Below are 19,714 nucleotides of genomic sequence, written 5' to 3' on the forward strand. Positions count from 1 at the left end.
AGTAATAGCTAATTGCCGATTTAGAAAATAATTTGATATATTCATCTAAATGGAGTCGATGAGTCTGACTCAAGAATGCTCTTTCTAAATTTTCGATCCCAATCGGTGGGAAGGTTTTTACCCTCAAAATAGCAGAACATATATTGAGTCACTAGTTTAAACTTCATTCCATAACACAATGGAAAATTTATGCAAAGAAAAACCCTTAATATAAAAAAGTGCTATGTGCACTGAGAGGAAGTTATTATATGGATAATTTTTTATCTCCTTTTTTAAGTAAAGCTGATTCAATGCCCTTTCTTTTTCTTGGATCTGGCTTTTCAAGAAGATATCTTAATATTCCTACGTGGTTATCCCTTCTTGAATATATTGCAGATTTAACTTATCAAAATAAAACTGGATTTCAAAAAGCAAAAAGACAGGCTGCAAAAAAATTCAATATAGAAACTGAATACAACAGTTACATGACTTACCTATGTGATATTATTTCAGATGATCTTGATGAAGTATGGTACGACGAGGATAGATTCAAAGAAAATAGAGAAAAATATTGGAGTCTAATTGAAGAAAAAGGTACACCTCCTATAAAAATCGAGATCACTACTTATTTAGAATCTTTCACAAAATTTCTTCCTGGATTAGATCATGAGATAGAGGCTCTAAAAAAAATAACACCCAGTTCTATCGCAGGTATAATTACTACCAACTACGATAATTTGCAAGAAGATCTATTTGATTATGAAGTTTATTCTTCTCAAGAAGAGTTATTATTCCATACAAAATATGATTTAGGAGAAATATATAAGATTCATGGAAGCATGTCTGATCCGAATTCTATTTTAATTAATACTAAAGATTATGATTTAATTGCAAAGAAACATAAATATATTGCCGCAAAATTACTAACAATATTTGTCGAACATCCAATTTTTTTTATTGGATATTCTATAGGTGACGAAGATATTCGTCAAATTCTAAATGATATCCAAGCTTGTTTATCTCAAGAGCAATTGAAAGAAATTGAAGATCGACTATTTTATATAGTTTGGGATCCTGAAGTAGAAACTTATATCGACTCAACATATACCATTTCGTTTGATAATGGTCGTTCAATAACTATCAAAAAAATTGCAATTAATGATTATTCTCTTCTATATAAAGCTTTAGGTAAAAATAAAGCCAAATATCCTATAAAAATGCTACGTTATGTCAAAGAAGATATGTATAACATCGTTCTAACGAATGACCCAAAAAATCGGATGATGCTGTCATTACCAGATAGAGAGCTTTCTTCAGAGGAGTTATCTGAAATAGAATTTTATTATGGATTCGGGATGATGGAAAGAGCGAAGAATGGTTATCGTTTGATTACTCCAGACGAGATTTTTAGGGATACTGTTTTTAATGACGGTAACTACGAATCAACATTATTTGTTCAAGAGACTTTACCCTATGCACTATTAAAAACATCAGGCTATCTACCTATCAGAAAATATACTTCTCAAATTGAAGAGACATTAATACCTACAATTGTTAAGAATAATATAGATAGATTTAATGATATCAGTAAATTCTTATCTCGAAAATACAATTTGGAAAAGAAGAAATCTCCTAAAGATATGACAGTAAGAGATGCTTTGAAAGGACCTAAAAATGATCGAATGAAAAACCTCTCCTTAGTTCATTACAGAAAAGAAAATATCGAAGAACTTGGGGATTACTTAAGGAAAACTTTAAATAAAGATAATTTCAAAACTAATGGAGAACTCCGAAGGTTAATTCGAATTTATGACTTCATAAAATACAAATAAAAAAGAGCAAACCATGGAACAATAACACCAACAAAAAGATGTTACCTACCAAGAGGTCGGCTCAAACGGGATATGAGAAGTTAATGTTTAACTCATAAATATTATAACTTACATCAACAATTTTTCAAATCAATATCTAAAAAAAATAGAAATACACACACGCCCCACCGACCAAAACGAGAGCGTGTCCTACAAGATCACAAAAAAGTTACACTTTTTTTGCAAATCAGTTGATTTATTAAATAAAACCCTATAGAATGAAATTAAGAGATAAGTGTTGGAATCTCTACGGGGACCAACGCGAAAACCTTCATTCTATATGGATGGAGGTTTTTTTGTTGAAAAATTTCGAAAATTTGCATAAGCAATTAACAATACTAAACAGCCGTGGAGTTATTATTCCAAATTACCAAAAAGCTAAACAATATCTACTTACAAACAATTATTACAACATAATTAATGGATATAGTAAATATTTTATGAGCAATCAAAATAATTATTTGCCAGGTACTACTTTTGACGAAATAACTCATTTATATTATTTTGACAAAGAGATTAAGCACGCTCTTTTCCGCGCAATTACTGAGGCAGAAAACCATATCAAAAGCATTTTGTCATATCGTTTTGCAGAGGTTTATAATAATAAGCCATATGCGTACCTTGATATTAATTGTTATGATAATTCAAAAACTTTAGAGTTAGGATGGTTAATCTCAAGGTTAACGAAAATCATTAATTCCAATAAGAAGAGTAAAAAAAATAATTCTATAAAGCATTATATAAAAAAACATAATGACGTACCCATATGGGTTCTTATAGATTATCTTGATTTTGGAGAAATGAATACCTTAATTAAAAATCTACCAGTTTTTTTACAAAACAACATAGCAAAAAATATCTGCAGTTTCGTATCAGAAAATATTCATATGACAGCCCCTTTTACGCCTGAAATAATGATATCTTTTACAGAAAATATCAGACAGATACGTAATATTTGCGCCCATAATAACAGATTATTAGATTCTAAATGTAAATCCGATATTAAATATTATCCAGATTTACATTCTATATATGGAATTTCCAAAAATTCCCAAAGAAACAATACTTACAACGTCTTTCTTTGTCTGCAGTGCTTTCTCAGTAAACTACAATACGCTCAATTGCACAATACTATCAGAAAAAGAATTTTGACTTTGGATAACAGACTGAATACTATCAGTATTAATACTATTTTAAAAAGTTTGGGTTTCCCAGACAATTGGCATATAAATACACCAACTCTAAAACAAAACTAAAAAAACACGCCCTCTCCCCTGCAAAGTTTGAGTGACGTGAGATATTAAACCTATACAATAGGCTTCTTTACGTGTCTATTGTATCAGAGAAAGCGAGCTGATTCAATTATGTCAGAAGTAACAGGATACTTAGAGCAAATAGACAACGAAACATATAGACTTAGAGCCGTATTGGGATATAAGCCAGACGGATCAGCAAAAAGAAAAAGTAAAACTATAAAAGCTAATAGTAAAAGATCCGCATACAAAGAACTAAATATTTGGTTAGAACAATTCGAAGGTGTGAATGATGATTCATTAGATTTATTCAATATCACATTTGGTGAATTTTACAGACAAATATGGTTAAAGGAAGCTGAAAAAAATTTAGAGCCAAAATCTTATCATAATTATAAGCGCATGATTGAAAATAGATTTCTTGATAAATTTGACTTTATCCCTCTAATTGATATCAAGCCATACATGATAAAACAAATTGTTGTTAACGCTCAAAGAATAAACACAAAAGAGCCAGGAAGAAATTCCGACAAGCCTATATCGAGAAATACAAAGCTTCGTATGCTCTATGCTGTTAATAACTTATTTTTGATAGCTAAAAATGAATATGGTGTAATCAAAGAAAATCCAATAGAAAATGTAAAAATCCCAAAAGAAAAAGGTATTAAAAAAAATATTGAAGAACCTTATTCGGAAGAAGAAATTCATGCAATGCTAAAAGCAGCATTTGAGGAAAGTATAGAAATCAAAACTTTAATTGTTCTAGCATTTATTACAGGAGCAAGACAAGGGGAAATTGCAGCTTTAGAAGAAAAAGATATTGACTTTGACAAACAAGAAATAAGATTTCATCAGCGGATATCAGAAGTAGATGGAAAATCAGATATTCGGTTGCTGCCAGGCTTAAAAAATGATGATGATGAAAAAATAGTAACCGGCCCTGCCTATTTATTTGATATGCTAGATGAATTAATCAAAGAGAATAAAAAGATTCGTTGGAAATTAAACGTAAAGAAATTAAACCACTATTTTATATTCGACACAAAACAAGATGGAACTTTACCACGGGGAAGTTATCTGTATAAGAAGTTCAAACGATTCACCAAACGCCACAGTTTACGCCACATCCGTTTTCATGACATCAGGCATACATCTGCTACCTATTTACTTAGTGATCCTAATATGACCCCAAAAGAGCTTCAAAAACGATTAGGTCATAGAGATTTTAACACGACGATGAATGTGTATGGCCATGTCTTACGAAAAGAAAAAGATGTAGCGACTACTGCATTTGAAAATTTGTTAAAAGAAGACATTAAATAACTTAAAAAAATTATTTTCTCGGGTATAAACTCGGGCAGGATATATAAAAAGTTGTAAAAATCTACGGAATATAAGGTTTTTAAAATGCTGTAAGTTCGCACATCTTCTTTTAAAATACAATAAAATAACGAACTCTTAATCAGCGGGTCGCGGGTTCGAGCCCCTCACGGCCCATTGGGTGCCAAACCCACGTCACCAGTACACTCTTGGCTACTACGGTAGTTTGGAAAAGAGTGTGCGTGGTGGCATTTTTTTGTGCTCGGGCATACTCTTGATTTCCCTATAATTTGAATAAAAAAGAGCCTTCTTCCAATTAAATGGTTGAAGGCTCTTTCTCCAAAATCAAACAAACTGGTTTTCACGCTTGTAAGGCAATCATTTTTTTGATCGTATGGAGCACCGCATTTTCGTCATTTGATTTTGTTACAAATTGTGCAACTTCTTTGATTTGCTCAAAGGCATTGCTCATCGCAAAGCTGTAAGCTGCGCGTTCTAATAATTCGATATCATTTAGGCCGTCACCAAATGCCATTGTTTCTTCTGGTGTGACGTTTAGGATCTTTTGTAATTCTGCTACTGTTGTTCCTTTATGGACATTATAATTTGAGATGTCGATCCAAGCAGCTTCTGAAGCAACGATATAGGCTTGTTGTTTAAATTCTTCTAACTGTTTGACATGTTCAAAACATTTTTTTTGCGGATCAAACACGGTGATTTTTACAAAGTCTTCTGTTATTTCTTTTAGACTTTCAACCGTCTTGACCCTGGCATAGGAGCGACGAACCACTTTGGCTTCTTCTTCAGGTACGGTATTTTTGATGATTGCTGCACTTGGTGTGCAAGCGATGATCGTGTATTCATCAGAGATTTCCTCTAGTTTTTGAAGGATTTCAGTTCCGACTTTATTTGGTAATAAAGATTCGTAAACATATTCATCTTGGTGCTTGATTCGAGTAGCGCTATCGCCGAGAATCCATAAATCCTGGGAAAGCTCAGGTCCGAATAACTCTTCGACACGTTCACATTGTTTTCCTGTGCATGGTGCAAAAAATATTTGTTGTTCGTCCATAAGCGCTTTCACTTCTGTGTATAATTTTTTATCAAATTCCCCTTTACTATTTAAAAACGTGCCATCTAAGTCTGTTAAGATCAATTTAATCATATGTGATCCTCCTTAACGCTTTAATTAAGTTCCTTTATTAAGTTTATCAATTAATAAGATTACGTCAAGTATTAAATGAATAAAATACTCAAATATGCCTATTTTAGCTATAGATTTACATTTAGATGGGCATCCGATATACTTAATTAAATGTCTTAATAAAGGATAATGAATGATGACAACTAAGAAAAATCTAATACGGCAAACCAATTTAAATCGCGTACTTTCCTTGCTTTATCAACATCAAAAGCTATATTCATCCGAAATCGTTGAAGCAACAAAGATTAGTATGGTGACGATCAATTCTTTAGTGAAGGAGTTGGTGGATGATGGCTTTTTATTTGAACATCCTAACAAACCAAGAGAAATCGGGCGTCCGGCAACACAATATGAATTCAATTATGATAGAAAGCATTCATTGCTGTTTGTTTTTCGAGAAAAAAACAAACAATTATATGTAGATATTTTTACGATTGACTTAAAAGGTGAACGATTGGCAAAACAAACACGCCCTTTTTTTGATGTCTCTCCTTCTGCCTTTCAGTTGCTGATTGCTAATCATCTAAAGAGCGCATCAACGATTGCCTCTCTTGGATTTTCGATTCCTGCTAAAATTTCAGAGGGAATAATCACTTCTAGTTGGTATGAAAAAATGGATCATTGGCCGATTCATCAGTTGATTGAGGAAGTAACTGATCTTCCTTATCATATTCAAAATGATGCCCACCTTTTTACGATCGGTCATTGTCTTTTAAAACAACTGCCATTGTCTGAAACGATCGTTGGCATCTACTATCCACAAAATAGCATGCCGGGTGTCACATTGCTTGCCAAGTCCTCTTTGATCGAAGGCCATGACTCGCTTGCTGGCGAAGCGAAATATTTTCCGATGTTCTTAGATCAAGGAAGTCCTGAAACGCCTGGCGAACTAGCTGAAAATCTTTCTTCTTTGATTGCTACGTATAATGCGTTGATTGCCCCAGATAAATTCGTCTTGGCAATTGACACAGATATCAAGCCTCTTGTAGAGGAATCTTTAGCACAAAACCTTTATTTAGCAAAACAACCTAATTCTCCTCTATTTATCTATCTGGATGATTTAGAGACCAGTATCGTTTTAGGTCTTCACTGGCTGATTTATCACCATACGCCTTTTGACCTTGCTTGCTATTGATAATTTTCATACAAAAAACGGCTTTTCCGAAACCAACGATGTGTTTCGAAAAAGCCGTTTATTATCGTGTACTTAGTTTTTCCAACTAGCAACTTTTTCTTGGTTCTTATCGATCCATTCTCTGGCTGCTTGTTGTGGGTCTTTGCCGTTGTTGATTTCCAACATGACTTCTTCCATATCTTTTTCTGTCCAGTTGAATTTATCCAACACAGCGTATGCTTCTGGTTGATCTTCTTTCAAGCCTTGGCGAACGATCGTGTGGATCTCTTCCGCATCTCCCATGGCATTCTTTGGATCTTCTAGATATTTCAAGTCATACTTCGCAAACATCCAGTGTGGTGTCCAACCAGTAAAGACGATTGGTTCTTGATTTTTGATTGCTTGTCCTAAAGCAACCGTCATCGCACCTGAAGAAGAGGTCTCAACTGTCCAACCGTCCAGATTAGGATATTGGGCAATCGTATTTTCTGCTGCATTCACGACACCTGCACCAGGTTCGATACCTGTGATTTTCTTACCTGCTTCATCGGTTAGATCTGCAATCGAATTTACGTCCATGTATGCTGGAACAGCTAATCCGACTTTAGCGCCTTTCAAGTTTGCACCTAGATCATCAACTTGATCTTTGTATTGTTCATATTGAGAACCATGCGTTTTAGGTAGCCAAGCGGCAACCATCCCATCTGATTCTCCTTTTGCGACAGATTCCCACATGATCGAGTTATCTAAAGGCGTCACTTTTACATCATAGCCCATCTCTTTTAAGACTTCTGCTACAACATTCGTTGAAGCTACCTCTGTATCCCATTCCACGTAAGAAAGATTGATCGTGTTTGTGTCTTTGGTTGAAGAAGTAAAACTTCCGACACCGATTGCACCTAGTAAAACTACTACGACTGCACCGATGATCAGTCCTTGACGCTTTTTATTTTTTTGTTTCGAAGTACTTGCTGCTTTTTGATCATTTGGTTGATTCAAATGTTGTGTAAAACGGTCAATGATGATGGCCAAGATAACTAATGCTACCCCATTGACGAAACCATTTCCGACTTGTGCACGTTGTAGAGCGGAAAGAACGCCCCGACCTAAACCAGGTGCTCCGATCATTGAAGCAATCACGACCATTGAAAGAGAAAGCATGGTTGTTTGGTTGATCCCTGCCATGATCGTTCCTTTTGCTAGAGGCAATTCCAGCTTCACTAACTTTTGCCAACTCGTACTACCAAATGAATCAGAAGCTTCGACTAACTCTCTTGGCACTTGGCGAATCCCTAAGTTTGTAAAACGAACAGTTGGTGGTAATGCAAAGATCACAGAAGCAAATACCCCTGGAACCATTCCGATTCCGAAGAAGGCAACTGCTGGGATCAAGTAGACAAAACCTGGCATTGTTTGCATAAAGTCAAGGATCGGTTTAATGATTCCTTGTGCTTTATCATTTTTCGCCATCAAAATACCCAGTGGCACACCAATGATGATCGAGATCACACTAGACAGTAAAACTAATGTGACGGTGTTCATCAAATCTGTCCATAGCCCTTGATTATAGATGAACCATAACCCAATCAAAGTAAATAATGTCAACCCAGGACGTTTTTTTGAAATAAAGAATGCTGCAACTGTCATTAAAAGAATAAATAGTGGTGCTGGTATCACTAATAAAAGATTCGTGATAGCTGTCATCACTGCTTGACCAATCGTTTGTAGGAATGAAAACAGTCCTGCGAACGTTGTGGTCAACCAATCAGTGATCGTTTCGACCCAGTCAGCGACGGGTACCTGATAGTTTAATAGATTATTCATGTTCGCTCACCTCACTTGTTTCTGCTAACGCTTCGATCACGCTACCTCGGATAACAACGCCTTTTAATTTACCGTTGTCAACCACAGCTAATGGTGTTGGCGAATCATAAATAATATTGAAGATATCACTAACAAGCATATCTTTGCCGATCACTGTAACATTTTCATCAAGGAAATCGATTAGTGGACGTTTTTGACGTCTTGCTTCTAATGCTTGATCTGCTGTAATGATCCCTTTCAAGTTGCGTTTCTTATCGACAGCCATCAACATGCTGACTTCTTCATTACGCATACGTGTCAACGCAACGTTTGGTCCATCTGATTCAATATTTGTTGTTAATGCTGGTACCATGATGTTTTGAGCTGTCAAGACTTTCGAACGGTCCACTTCTTCAACGAATTCTCTCACGTAATCATTGGCTGGATTTGTCAGTATTTCTTCTCCAGTACCGATTTGCATGATTTCGCCATCTTTCATCAACGCAATGCGGTCCCCGATACGCAACGCTTCATTTAAATCATGTGTGATGAAGATAATCGTTTTTTGTACATTTGATTGTAGTTCTAACAATTCATCTTGCATTTCCCGACGAATCAACGGATCAAGTGCTGAAAAAGCTTCGTCCATCAAGAGGATCTCTGGATCATTTGCCAATGCACGGGCTAACCCCACACGTTGTTGCATCCCCCCAGATAATTGACTAGGGTATTGATCTTTAAAGGTTAGCAAACTTGAGTTTTCTAACGCTTTTTCTGCTTTTTCTTGACGTTCTTCTTTAGGAATACCACGAACTTCAAGACCGTATTCTGTGTTTTCTAAAATCGTTCGATGAGGGAAGAGACCGAAGTTTTGGAAAACCATATTGATTTTGTGACGGCGAACTTCGCGCAGTTCTTCTTTACTCAATTTCGAGATGTCTTCTCCGTCAATCAAGATGTTTCCTGATGTCGGCTCGATCAAGCGATTCAATAAACGGATCAAGGTTGATTTCCCACTCCCTGAAAGTCCCATAATTACGAATATCTCGCCTTCTTGTACATCAAAACTTGCTTCATATACACCGACAGTGGCGCCGGTCTTTTGTAAAATCTCTGTTTTCGGTTGATGCTTTTTCATCATTTCCAAAGCAGCTTGTGTTCGTTTACCAAATATTTTCGTTAAGTTTTTGACTTCTACTTTTACCAAACAAATTCTCCTTTGTATGTAAATTCATTTTTCTTTCTGAAAAAAGTGACCACACTACGATAACACCATGTAGTCACTTTGTCAAAATTGAAGTATCTCCATTATTAATCAGCATACACAAAAAAATGGCCAATCCCTTATCACTATAGGGATTGACCAAAATTAGAATAAAATGAGAATTTTTTTATAGGTACGCTCACTGCCCATCTGGGTAAAAAAAGTTTGTCATTCGTTGCAACGTGTACTCGTTCCCAATAAAGTGGACAGTATCTCCTGCTGAGAATTTAGCATATGGACCAGGCGAGACTAATAGCTCTTGCTCATGGGAGATCGCAATAACTGTGGCACCAGTTGCTTGCCAAATATTCAATTCACTGATTGATTGATCTAAGTGAGCCGCTTCTTCTGTCAACGCAAGTTCAAAAGGAAGAAGTGGGTTCATCTTATGTATTCGCTTCGTTTGACTCACGAGTTGATCTAACAGTTGCGAAAAATGGTTCAATTCTTCTTGTTGTTTCTTCACACTTTCCATGATTTCTGCTTTCGTTTCTTGGATCGATTGCACATCTTGGTATTGCAACAAGAAATCCTTTGCTTTTTCTTTAGAAGCTACAAATGCACCACTCCCATGGCGCACTTCCATGATACCCAGATCGACCAGAACATTGATTGCTTTACGAGTCGTTTCCGGCGAAGCGTTATATGTGCTTGCTAAAGTTGATCTTGCATGGATCTTCTCACCGATCTGATAGCGATTTTCGACGATTCGTTCAGCTAAATCAACGGCGATCTGTTGATAACGTGGGCGCACCACCTTGGTTTTTTCGCTCATTTTATCCCCCTCTTTCACCTACTTGTCAGCTAACATCTTACTATGGTATTTGTAAAGAAGCAAAAGTAAACTGGTTTTATTTTTTTCTTCTATCGTAAAAAATCCTGTATTTATAGTTGATTCACCGAATGAGCTCATGCATATCACTCACGACAAAAATAAAGCAGCAGCTACGAAAATCCACAGATCTTCGTAGCTGCCGCTTTGTTCCTTATGCTAAAAACTAAGCTTAACTTGTAAATTTTTTTAAATAATCACTACTTACATCAAAATATCTGGTAGGAAATTCTGGGAAATAAAGATCACTTGCCCACTGCCAAGCTGCTGTATCCGTATGCAATGGATTTTTATCAGAAGGATCATATGGCCATTGCGCAACCCAACAGTTCTCTTTTCCGAGACGTGTCATATCTAGTTTATTTTCGGTAAACCAAGAAGCACTGGAATAGTGGACAACTTGTTGATAACCGCCTTGTTGGATCATTTTTTGGAAGATCAGCGCATTGTCTGTTGCTTTCTCCACATTCATTTTTGGATTTTCACTATCGTTGACAACAACAGTTGAGGCTGGCAGATGCAGTTCTTTCATATAATCCAATAAAAATTGTGCTTCGGCTTTGGTATCTGCTTCTTCATTGAACCATGCATAATGATAGACACTCACTTTTAACCCTGCTGCAACTGCCGCAGCGATCTGTTCAGGAGCCAGCGGATTTTTGTACGAGTCTGCTTCAGTCAATTTCACGACTACACCTTTGATGCCGTAGTTTTTCATCGTTTGGAACTCTTCGACAGTAATCGGACCATTGTTAGAAGAAATATCAATAAAATCTTTGGCTGGTCTTCCCGGTTCTGCTGCTGATATGCCGGAGTCATCCGTCACAGTCCGCGTGCTTAGTTCTGGAAGTTGACTACTACCTAGTACATGTTGATTTTTTTCAGTGATCGTTGGCTTGATCGCAAGTGAAGTGGCATGTGCTGTTCCTCCGGTAAAAACCAATAAAGTAAAACAAATAACACCTATCCATTTGATCATTGTACCCATCTTGAATCGCTTCCTTTTATTGAATTTTCAAAGCATCAACAAGACGTCCTGTTGGCTCTATTTAACCAAAAACCTAGTGATAAAAAAACAAATAACATGACAATTTAATAATTTTTAATCATAACATCGTTATTAAAAAAATATCGCCCGTTACGGTTCATTCAAATGATGCTTTGACTACTATATATAGTATGTGCTTTTACGATTTCTACTATTTTTTTATTCTAAATTCCAAGTTGATCCTTTCAAACACTCTTCTACTATTTTGCCTTTTGTGAAATAATTTCTATAAAAAAATGTATAAACTTTTTGCTTTTTTAAGTTTTGACACTATTTATTCTGCTTGTTTTTACTGTCATCTTGCATATTTTTTTCATTTGTGATTTTTCGATCGAACATTCATTTATTAATAAGATATGGTTAAAAAAATATTTTTTAACGGAGTTTTCCACAAGCTTTTCTGTATTAATACAAGCTGATTTGCACGAGATACTTGTTTTCATTGTTTTTCAAAAACCACAAAACATAGTATTCCACAATATCCACAACACAAGATGTAGTGTTTGTTGATTGACTTTTTTACTAATAGATTTATACTATTGATTATAGAGAAAACACATGGACAAGGAGGCAAACAATAATGAACGTAAAAATCTTTTCTAAAAATAATTGTATGCAATGTAAAATGGTGAAACGCTTTTTAGCTGAAAATAAAATCGACTTTGAAGAAGTAAATATCGACGAGCAACCTGAAGCAATCTCATGGTTAAAAGACCAAGGATTCCAAAGTGTTCCGGTCATCACTTCTGACGCAGCAACTGTCATCGGCTTCAGACCAGACCAACTACGTCACTTAGCTAGCTAAGAATAATTCAAACAGTTGTCAAATAGATCGAGGATCAACTTGATCCTTCCACTACCTTGGATTTGATGGACTTACGGTGTTTGACCGTAACCTCCCCAAATCCTTTTTTACAGCAGTGAATACCACTATATGTTGTGGTCAAACACGTATCATCAAAATTATAAAGAAGGTTGGGCGTATGTATGAGTCTTAAAAATTTAAAAGATGTCAGCTACTTTAAGCTGAACAATGAAATCAATCGACCAGTCAACGGGCAAATCCCTTTAAATAAAGATAAAGAAGCTTTAGCTGCTTTTTTTGAAGAAAATGTCAAACCAAATACCATGACTTTTCCGACAGTGATCGACAAAATCAAGTATTTGATCGACAATCAGTATTTAGAAGCTGAATTTGTTCAATTATATAGTAGTGAATTTATTGAAAAACTTTATCAATTCCTATTCGAACAAAACTTTACATTCAAATCATTCATGGCGGCATATAAGTTTTATTCCCAATATGCCTTAAAAACAAATGATGGTTCTGCTTACTTAGAATCTTATGAAGATCGTGTAGCGTTCAACGCATTGTACTTTGCGAATGGTGATGAAGAACTAGCTTTGGCTTTAGCTGACGAAATGATCCATCAACGTTACCAACCGGCAACTCCTTCATTCTTGAATGCTGGACGTAAACGTCGTGGTGAATTGGTTTCTTGTTTCTTGACTCAAGTAACGGATGACATGAATTCGATTGGTCGCTCGATCAACTCAGCCTTACAACTTTCACGAATCGGTGGCGGTGTGGGGATCACTCTTTCGAACTTGCGTGAAGCCGGCGCTCCGATCAAAGGCTACGAAGGTGCAGCCAGCGGTGTTGTTCCAGTAATGAAGTTGTTTGAAGACAGCTTTAGTTACTCGAACCAACTAGGTCAACGTCAAGGTGCAGGTGTCGTTTACTTAAATGTCTTCCATCCTGATATCATGATGTTCCTTTCAGCTAAAAAAGAAAATGCGGACGAAAAAATCCGTGTAAAAACTTTATCTCTTGGCGTGATCGTTCCAGATAAATTTTATGAATTGACGCGTAAAAACCAAGAAATGTATCTATTCAGCCCATACAGTGTCGAAAAAGAATACGGCGTACCGTTTTCTTACGTGGATATCACTGCGGAATATGACAACTTAGTGGCAAACCCAAATATCCGCAAACAAAAAATCAAAGCGCGTGATCTAGAAAACGAGATCTCTAAATTACAACAAGAATCTGGTTATCCATATATCATCAATATCGATACAGCAAATCGTGAAAATCCTGTAGATGGTAAAATCATCATGAGTAACTTATGTTCTGAGATTTTACAAGTACAGACACCTTCTGTCATCAATGGCAAACAAGAATACGAAGAGTTGGGAACAGATATCTCATGTAACTTAGGTTCGACAAACATCGTCAACTTGATGGAAAGTCCTGACTTTGGTCGTTCTGTCCGCACGATGACTCGTGCTTTGACTTATATCACTGATGCTTCAGATATCGATGTCGTTCCTCCAATCCAAAACGGGAACAAGTTGAATCATACGATCGGACTTGGTGCAATGGGACTTCACACTTACTTTGCTAAAGAACAAATGGAGTATGGTTCTGAAGATTCGCTTGATTTCACGAATGTCTATTTCATGTTGTTGAATTACTGGACACTTGTTGAAAGTAACAATATCGCACGTGAAAGAAAACAAGTCTTCCATAACTTTGAAAAATCAGCTTATGCAGATGGTACGTATTTTGATAAATATGTGACTGGCGAATTCCAGCCAAAATCGGAAAGAGTCGCTGCTTTGTTTGAAGGGATCTTTATTCCTACTGCGCAAGACTGGGAAAACTTGAAGCAAGCAATCATGAAAGATGGCTTGTATCACCAAAATCGTTTAGCGGTAGCGCCTAATGGTTCTATTTCTTATATCAATGATACGAGCGCAAGTATCCACCCAATCACTCGTATGATCGAAGAACGTCAAGAAAAGAAAATTGGTAAGATCTATTACCCAGCACCATATCTATCAAATGAAACGATCCCATATTATACTTCTGCTTATGATATGGATATGCGTAAAGTGATCGATATTTATGCAACAGCACAAAAACATGTGGATCAAGGTATGAGTATGACGTTGTTTATGCGTTCAGAAATCCCAGAAGGTTTATATGAATGGAAAGACACGACAAAACAATCCACACGTGACCTGAATATTTTAAGACACTATGCTTTCCACAAAGGAATCAAATCGATTTATTATGTACGTACATTTACAGATGACGCAGAAGAAATCGGCAGCAATCAATGTGAAAGCTGTGTGATCTAATTTCACTTAGTGTTCGGAACCGTTACTGGATTTTAATAAAGGAGCATTCTCATGTCAGAAACTTATTATGCAGCGATAAACTGGAATGAAATTGAAGATATCATCGATAAATCGACTTGGGAGAAATTAACCGAGCAATTTTGGTTAGATACACGTATCCCTTTGTCAAATGACTTAGACGACTGGCGTACGCTTTCTCAATTAGAAAAAGATACAGTCGGTCACGTATTTGGTGGGCTGACTTTACTTGATACAGTCCAATCAGAAAGCGGTATGGATCAATTGCGCAAAGATGTCCGCACGCCTCATGAAGAAGCAGTATTGAACAATATCCAATTTATGGAGTCTGTCCATGCGAAAAGTTACTCTTCGATCTTTAGTACATTGAATACAAAAAAAGAAATCGAAGAAATCTTTGAGTGGACGAATACGAATCCTTATCTACAGAAAAAAGCAGAGCGTATCAATGAGATCTATAAAAACGGTACGCCTTTAGAGAAAAAAATCGCGAGTGTCTTTTTAGAAACTTTCTTATTTTACTCAGGATTCTATACCCCACTTTATTATTTAGGGAATAATAAATTAGCCAACGTAGCAGAGATCATCAAGTTGATCATTCGTGATGAATCTGTCCATGGCACATATATTGGGTACAAATTCCAATTAGGATATAACGAATTACCTGAGGAAGAACAAGAAACATTAAAAGATTGGATGTACAATCTTTTATATGAATTATACGAAAATGAAGAGCGCTATACGGAAGAACTGTATGACCCAATCGGTTGGACAGAAGAAGTGAAAACTTTCTTACGCTATAATGCGAACAAAGCATTGATGAATTTAGGAATGGACCCACTATTTCCTGATACAGCAAACGATGTCAACCCAATCGTTATGAACGGGATCTCTACTGGAACAAGTAACCATGATTTCTTCTCACAAGTCGGAAATGGCTACCTATTAGGTAATGTCGAAGCGATGAAAGATGAAGATTACTTGATTGGTTTAGACTAAACAAAAAAGAGCTTGGATATAAAATCCTCGCTCTTTTTTTGTTTCTTTTTCTTTAACTGACAAACGTAGTTCTTCTTATTTATTATCCAAATAAAGATGTGCTGGGTAAGTCATATATTGAACAGGTGCCAATTGATCGATCGTGACATAACCTGCGGCAGAGTTGATCACCGTTGGTATGCGGTTGATCAACGTTGCACACGTATGTTTTGGTGTATCTGGTTTTGTTACTTCAAATTGCATACTTGGTGTTCCTTCGATCGACCAAGTACATAGATCGCCTTCGCCTGCTTGATACACTTTTCCAGTACAACCGACTTCAACGATTGGTCCTTGGATCGTTTCAACAGTCGCAACAGCAGACATCCCGATTGCTTCCCCTGCTTTGATCGTACGTTCCATTGTTTTCGATGGAATATCTTTATCTAAAACAATTGGGACATTCTTTTGAGAAATGCGTTTGATCGACCAATTCATTTTCGAACAGATTGCTTCTGCCGTCATCCAAGAATAAGAAGGTAAATCTGTTGCGTTCGCAATTTCTTTTGCAAATTTCTCTTGATCATAGCCTACCCCATGGGCTTCAGCTAACGCTTTACCATAGTGTTCGACATCATAACTAACTTCACCACTGATTTTTTGGACATCATTCATTCCAGCAGCCATCAACGCTGGGAACAATACCCAGTAAATATCTTGCATTCCTGTACCTGAAATTGTGACGTTGTTGGCTTTTGCGATTTTATCTAGATGGTTAGTTTCTGCAACAGAAGTCGTCCAAGGATACAAGGCTTCTTCGCTAATCGTTAAAACATTGACGCCATAGGTTAAAGGAATCTCTAAACTTGGCATGAAGTCTTTGATATAACTAGCAATCGTTACTAAAGCGACATCTGCATCACAATTTTGAAATACTTCGTGGGGATCGTTAGAGATTTTCACTCCTAAAGCTTGGTCATATCCTAAATATAGCCCTAGATCCTGACCGATTGCTTCGGGGCGATTGTCAACCGCTCCAACGATTTCAATTCCTTTTGCCATGGCATATTTGATAATCTCTTTCGACATTTTTCCACAGCCGACTTGTACCATACGAATCTTTTTGTGCATTTCATTTCCCTCACATTTCTTTAAAATCTTTAAATTAATTCACGAACATCAGCAACTGTTCGCTCAAACACTTCGCCTACTTCAAGGCAGGTCAATTTCCCGTCTAGTGTGCTGATACCCGGTATCAGTTCTGGATAGGTTTGGATCACGTCAGTCAGTGATTGAGAGGCTAGTCCTTTGATATATCTCATCGTGACATTCGTCAAAGCAAGCGTAGATGTTTGTGGCACTAATCCTGGCATATTTGCTACAGAGTAATGGATCACGCCATGTTTGACGAAAGTTGGTTCTTCATGAGTGGTTGGATAGCTTGTTTCAAAACAGCCACCCTGGTCAATTGCAATATCAACCAAGACTGTTCCTTCTTTCATCTGCTTCACTAATTGTTCGGTGATAAGATGTGGTGCTTTTTTACCTGGCAATAAAACTGAACCAATCACGATATCGCTCGTTAACGCCATTTTTTCAATATTCGCTGGGCTTGAATAGAGGGTTTTAACTTGTCCGTTGAACATTTCAGATAGTTCACGTAAGCGATCGACATTGATATCTAAGATCGTCACATCTGCCCCTAATCCGTGCAAGTAATGCGCCGCACTCACACCAGCGATCCCACCGCCTAAAATGGCTGCTTGAATCGGTGAAACGCCGGTTACACCTGAAATCAATTTCCCACTTTGCTTCGCTAATATCTCAGCACCTAATAGACCACCTAAACGACCAGCGACTTCACTCATTGGTGCGAGTAATGGGAATGCTCCGTTTTTCGTTACCATTTCATACGCAATCGCGGTTGTCCCAGACTTGATCAATGCTTCAGTCAATTCAAGATTTGCGGCTAGATGCAAGTACGTAAATAAAATCAAATCTTTTCTAAAGTATTGATATTCTGATGTTAGTGGTTCTTTGACCTTGACGACGATTTCTGCCGACCAGACTGTTTGTGGATTCGCTTTGATTTGAGCGCCAGCTTCGCGGTATTGTTCATCTGTAAAGCCTGAGCCTTCCCCTGCACGTTCTTCCACATAAACGATATGACCTGCTGTTACTAACTCTTTGACTCCTGCAGGTGTTAAACCTACACGTTTCTCTGAATTTTTGATTTCTTTTGGTACGCCAATGATTGTCATATTGATCCTCCTTTAAATTATTGTTGCTTTTGCCACTCCTCAAATCCCATATGGATCGCATCAAATAGTTGATCTGCGTTTTCTTTTGAGAATGTCAACGATGGTGAAATGATAATCGTTTGTAATTCATCACGTAGCAAGACACCTGCATTAATAGCATAATCAGCAACGGCTTGTACATTCTTTGATGTTTGTTCCACATCATATTTCCCTGTATTCTCAAAATCGATGGCGATCATCAAGCCTTTTCCACGCACATCACTGATACAGTCGTATTTTCCTTCAAGTGCTTTTAGACGTTCCAATAAATAAGCACCGACTTCACGTGCATTCATAACTAAATTTTCTTCTTCAACGATCCGCAAAGCTTCTAATGCAGCCACGCAGCCTAGTGGATGTCCACCATACGTATGACCATGGATGATAACATTTGCTCCGTTAGTTGCTGATTCGATGCCTTCAACGATTCGCTTGTTGAACACAGCCGCTCCTAATGGGACATAACCGGAAGACAAGCCTTTTGCTAAAATCATGGCATCTGGCTTGATACCCCAGCCGCGACTTCCGAATAGATGACCCGAACGGCCAAATCCTGTCACCACTTCATCTGCAATCAATAAAATATCATGGTTGTCACAGACCTCACGTAAAGCTGGCCAGTAAGAACTTGGTGGAACGATGATGCCTCCAGCACCTTGGATCGGTTCAGCAATAAATGCAGCAATATTATCTGCGCCAACTTGCTCGATCGTATCAACTAATTCAGCGATACATAATTTTGTCAATTCTTCTGGATCTTGGCAATTCCATTTGTTTTTCTTCAAATGCGGGGAAGAAACACGTACACAATCTTGTAGACCAGGACCGATAAATTCCCGGTAGATCGGGTTGCCTCCTACCGATGTTCCACCATAATGCATCCCATGATAGGCTTTTTCCAAGGAAAGAAAGACTTTCTTATTTGGTTTACCCACCGCTTGCCAGTATTGTCTTGTGATTTTCAAAGCAGTATCTACTGAATCACTTCCTCCAGAAGTAAAGAATACTTTCGCCATCTCTTCTTCTTGCGTCATTTGGATGATTTTTTCTGCCAAGTCATATGCCTTTGGATGGGCAATATTCGTAAACAATTGATAATAAGATAATTTTTCCATTTGCTCAGAAATCGCTCGGTTCATTTCAGGGCGATTATGACCAACGTTCATACACCATAATCCACCAACGCCATCAAGTAATTTTCTTCCCGTATCATCATAGATAAAATTTCCGTCTCCACGTTCGATAACGATCGTTTCCTCTTCACTTGCTCTTGTATCAGTCATAGGATGCCAAAAATACTTTTTCTTTCGATTGTTCATAATACTCTCTCCTTTTTAGTCTTTCATGTTTACAAGTTAAGACTAAAGGGTAGAACAACTCTAAGGTCAATCTTTTTTTGATATTTTTTTAAAAACGTTTACATTCAAAAGAAGAAAAAAAAGTACTTATATAGAAGAAAAAATACTTTTGTAATTTTATTTATAAATCGTATTGACCTTAGAACCATTCTACCCTCTAGCATGTGGTTGAGGGGGATTGGTAAACATGCACAGCCATTGTAAATAAACTAATTAAAACATTCA

General features: G+C 36.9%; 15 protein-coding genes. 7 read left to right on the top strand and 8 right to left on the bottom strand.

Annotated elements, in window-relative coordinates:
- The first annotated feature begins 248 nt into the window (after nucleotides 1–248).
- The 3 genes from IGL24_RS12840 (at nucleotide 249) to IGL24_RS12850 (ending at nucleotide 4,426) form a co-directional block, all read left to right on the top strand.
- Nucleotides 249–1,811: an SIR2 family protein gene (locus IGL24_RS12840; RefSeq protein WP_429968492.1), complete on the top strand. Its 1,563-nt coding sequence runs from the start codon at nucleotides 249–251 to the stop codon at nucleotides 1,809–1,811.
- 338 nt (nucleotides 1,812–2,149) lie between these two features.
- Nucleotides 2,150–3,106 (top strand): Abi family protein, encoded by a 957-nt coding sequence (locus IGL24_RS12845; RefSeq protein WP_429968493.1) that lies wholly within the window; start codon nucleotides 2,150–2,152, stop codon nucleotides 3,104–3,106.
- Nucleotides 3,107–3,214: 108 nt separating this feature from the next.
- Entirely contained in the window at nucleotides 3,215–4,426 is a 1,212-nt protein-coding gene (locus IGL24_RS12850) for a tyrosine-type recombinase/integrase (protein ID WP_429968494.1), read from the top strand.
- A gap of 358 nt (nucleotides 4,427–4,784) precedes the next feature.
- Here the strand turns inward: IGL24_RS12850 and IGL24_RS12855 are convergent, their stop codons facing one another.
- The gene (locus IGL24_RS12855; RefSeq protein WP_207114715.1) at nucleotides 4,785–5,588 is read right to left on the bottom strand and encodes an HAD-IIB family hydrolase; all 804 of its coding nucleotides are present in this window, start codon (nucleotides 5,586–5,588) and stop codon (nucleotides 4,785–4,787) included.
- A 175-nt stretch (nucleotides 5,589–5,763) separates the two neighbouring features.
- On the opposite strand from IGL24_RS12855, the gene IGL24_RS12860 reads away from it, so the two are divergent.
- Nucleotides 5,764–6,762 (top strand): ROK family transcriptional regulator, encoded by a 999-nt coding sequence (locus IGL24_RS12860; RefSeq protein ID WP_207114716.1) that lies wholly within the window; start codon nucleotides 5,764–5,766, stop codon nucleotides 6,760–6,762.
- A gap of 72 nt (nucleotides 6,763–6,834) precedes the next feature.
- Here IGL24_RS12860 and IGL24_RS12865 read toward each other — a convergent pair whose 3' ends face one another.
- From IGL24_RS12865 to IGL24_RS12880, 4 genes are all read right to left on the bottom strand, one after another.
- Nucleotides 6,835–8,565: an ABC transporter permease/substrate binding protein gene (locus IGL24_RS12865; protein WP_206856457.1), complete on the bottom strand. Its 1,731-nt coding sequence runs from the start codon at nucleotides 8,563–8,565 to the stop codon at nucleotides 6,835–6,837.
- Nucleotides 8,558–9,751 carry a quaternary amine ABC transporter ATP-binding protein gene (locus IGL24_RS12870; RefSeq protein ID WP_207114717.1) on the bottom strand — a complete coding sequence of 398 codons (1,194 nt, stop codon included), beginning with the start codon at nucleotides 9,749–9,751 and terminating at the stop codon, nucleotides 8,558–8,560. Before IGL24_RS12870 ends, IGL24_RS12865 begins: the two co-directional genes overlap by 8 nt.
- Before the next feature lie 196 nt (nucleotides 9,752–9,947).
- Nucleotides 9,948–10,583 (bottom strand): GntR family transcriptional regulator, encoded by a 636-nt coding sequence (locus IGL24_RS12875; RefSeq protein ID WP_206856463.1) that lies wholly within the window; start codon nucleotides 10,581–10,583, stop codon nucleotides 9,948–9,950.
- Between the two features lie 229 nt (nucleotides 10,584–10,812).
- Nucleotides 10,813–11,628 (bottom strand): GH25 family lysozyme, encoded by an 816-nt coding sequence (locus IGL24_RS12880; protein ID WP_207114718.1) that lies wholly within the window; start codon nucleotides 11,626–11,628, stop codon nucleotides 10,813–10,815.
- A 640-nt stretch (nucleotides 11,629–12,268) separates the two neighbouring features.
- Between IGL24_RS12880 and nrdH the strand changes: the two genes are divergently transcribed.
- The 3 genes from nrdH (at nucleotide 12,269) to nrdF (ending at nucleotide 15,852) form a co-directional block, all read left to right on the top strand.
- Nucleotides 12,269–12,493 carry a glutaredoxin-like protein NrdH gene (nrdH, locus tag IGL24_RS12885; RefSeq protein ID WP_010734318.1) on the top strand — a complete coding sequence of 75 codons (225 nt, stop codon included), beginning with the start codon at nucleotides 12,269–12,271 and terminating at the stop codon, nucleotides 12,491–12,493.
- Between the two features lie 182 nt (nucleotides 12,494–12,675).
- Nucleotides 12,676–14,835, top strand: coding sequence for a class 1b ribonucleoside-diphosphate reductase subunit alpha (nrdE, locus tag IGL24_RS12890; RefSeq protein WP_206856469.1), 2,160 nt, complete (start codon nucleotides 12,676–12,678; stop codon nucleotides 14,833–14,835).
- A 51-nt stretch (nucleotides 14,836–14,886) separates the two neighbouring features.
- Nucleotides 14,887–15,852 (top strand): class 1b ribonucleoside-diphosphate reductase subunit beta, encoded by a 966-nt coding sequence (gene nrdF, locus IGL24_RS12895; RefSeq protein WP_010734316.1) that lies wholly within the window; start codon nucleotides 14,887–14,889, stop codon nucleotides 15,850–15,852.
- A 75-nt stretch (nucleotides 15,853–15,927) separates the two neighbouring features.
- On the opposite strand, the gene IGL24_RS12900 is transcribed toward nrdF, so the two are convergent.
- Genes IGL24_RS12900 through IGL24_RS12910 form a run of 3 tightly spaced genes read right to left on the bottom strand, consistent with a single transcriptional unit; the run spans nucleotide 15,928 to nucleotide 19,450 of the window.
- Nucleotides 15,928–16,962 carry an NAD(P)H-dependent amine dehydrogenase family protein gene (locus IGL24_RS12900; RefSeq protein WP_207114719.1) on the bottom strand — a complete coding sequence of 345 codons (1,035 nt, stop codon included), beginning with the start codon at nucleotides 16,960–16,962 and terminating at the stop codon, nucleotides 15,928–15,930.
- 29 nt (nucleotides 16,963–16,991) lie between these two features.
- A complete protein-coding gene (gene ald, locus IGL24_RS12905) occupies nucleotides 16,992–18,092 on the bottom strand; it encodes an alanine dehydrogenase (protein WP_207114720.1) in 1,101 nt (366 codons plus the stop codon).
- 17 nt (nucleotides 18,093–18,109) lie between these two features.
- A complete protein-coding gene (locus IGL24_RS12910; RefSeq protein WP_207114721.1) occupies nucleotides 18,110–19,450 on the bottom strand; it encodes an aminotransferase class III-fold pyridoxal phosphate-dependent enzyme in 1,341 nt (446 codons plus the stop codon).
- Nucleotides 19,451–19,714: the final 264 nt, after the last annotated feature.

Origin of the sequence: Enterococcus sp. DIV2371 (assembly GCF_050498525.1) — a bacterium.
In the GTDB taxonomy this organism is placed as follows: Bacteria; Bacillota; Bacilli; order Lactobacillales; family Enterococcaceae; genus Enterococcus_B; species Enterococcus_B mangumiae.

Excerpts from the sequence above, each read along its gene's own strand:
- IGL24_RS12840 (WP_429968492.1), top strand. The coding sequence starts at position 249 with ATGGATAATTTTTTATCTCCTTTTTTAAGTAAAGCTGATTCAATGCCC.
- IGL24_RS12850 (WP_429968494.1), top strand. The coding sequence starts at position 3,215 with ATGTCAGAAGTAACAGGATACTTAGAGCAAATAGACAACGAAACATAT.
- IGL24_RS12855 (WP_207114715.1), bottom strand. The coding sequence starts at position 5,588 with ATGATTAAATTGATCTTAACAGACTTAGATGGCACGTTTTTAAATAGT.
- IGL24_RS12860 (WP_207114716.1), top strand. The coding sequence starts at position 5,764 with ATGACAACTAAGAAAAATCTAATACGGCAAACCAATTTAAATCGCGTA.
- IGL24_RS12865 (WP_206856457.1), bottom strand. The coding sequence starts at position 8,565 with ATGAATAATCTATTAAACTATCAGGTACCCGTCGCTGACTGGGTCGAA.
- IGL24_RS12875 (WP_206856463.1), bottom strand. The coding sequence starts at position 10,583 with ATGAGCGAAAAAACCAAGGTGGTGCGCCCACGTTATCAACAGATCGCC.
- IGL24_RS12880 (WP_207114718.1), bottom strand. The coding sequence starts at position 11,628 with ATGGGTACAATGATCAAATGGATAGGTGTTATTTGTTTTACTTTATTG.
- nrdH (WP_010734318.1), top strand. The coding sequence starts at position 12,269 with ATGAACGTAAAAATCTTTTCTAAAAATAATTGTATGCAATGTAAAATG.
- nrdE (WP_206856469.1), top strand. The coding sequence starts at position 12,676 with ATGAGTCTTAAAAATTTAAAAGATGTCAGCTACTTTAAGCTGAACAAT.
- nrdF (WP_010734316.1), top strand. The coding sequence starts at position 14,887 with ATGTCAGAAACTTATTATGCAGCGATAAACTGGAATGAAATTGAAGAT.
- IGL24_RS12900 (WP_207114719.1), bottom strand. The coding sequence starts at position 16,962 with ATGCACAAAAAGATTCGTATGGTACAAGTCGGCTGTGGAAAAATGTCG.
- ald (WP_207114720.1), bottom strand. The coding sequence starts at position 18,092 with ATGACAATCATTGGCGTACCAAAAGAAATCAAAAATTCAGAGAAACGT.
- IGL24_RS12910 (WP_207114721.1), bottom strand. The coding sequence starts at position 19,450 with ATGAACAATCGAAAGAAAAAGTATTTTTGGCATCCTATGACTGATACA.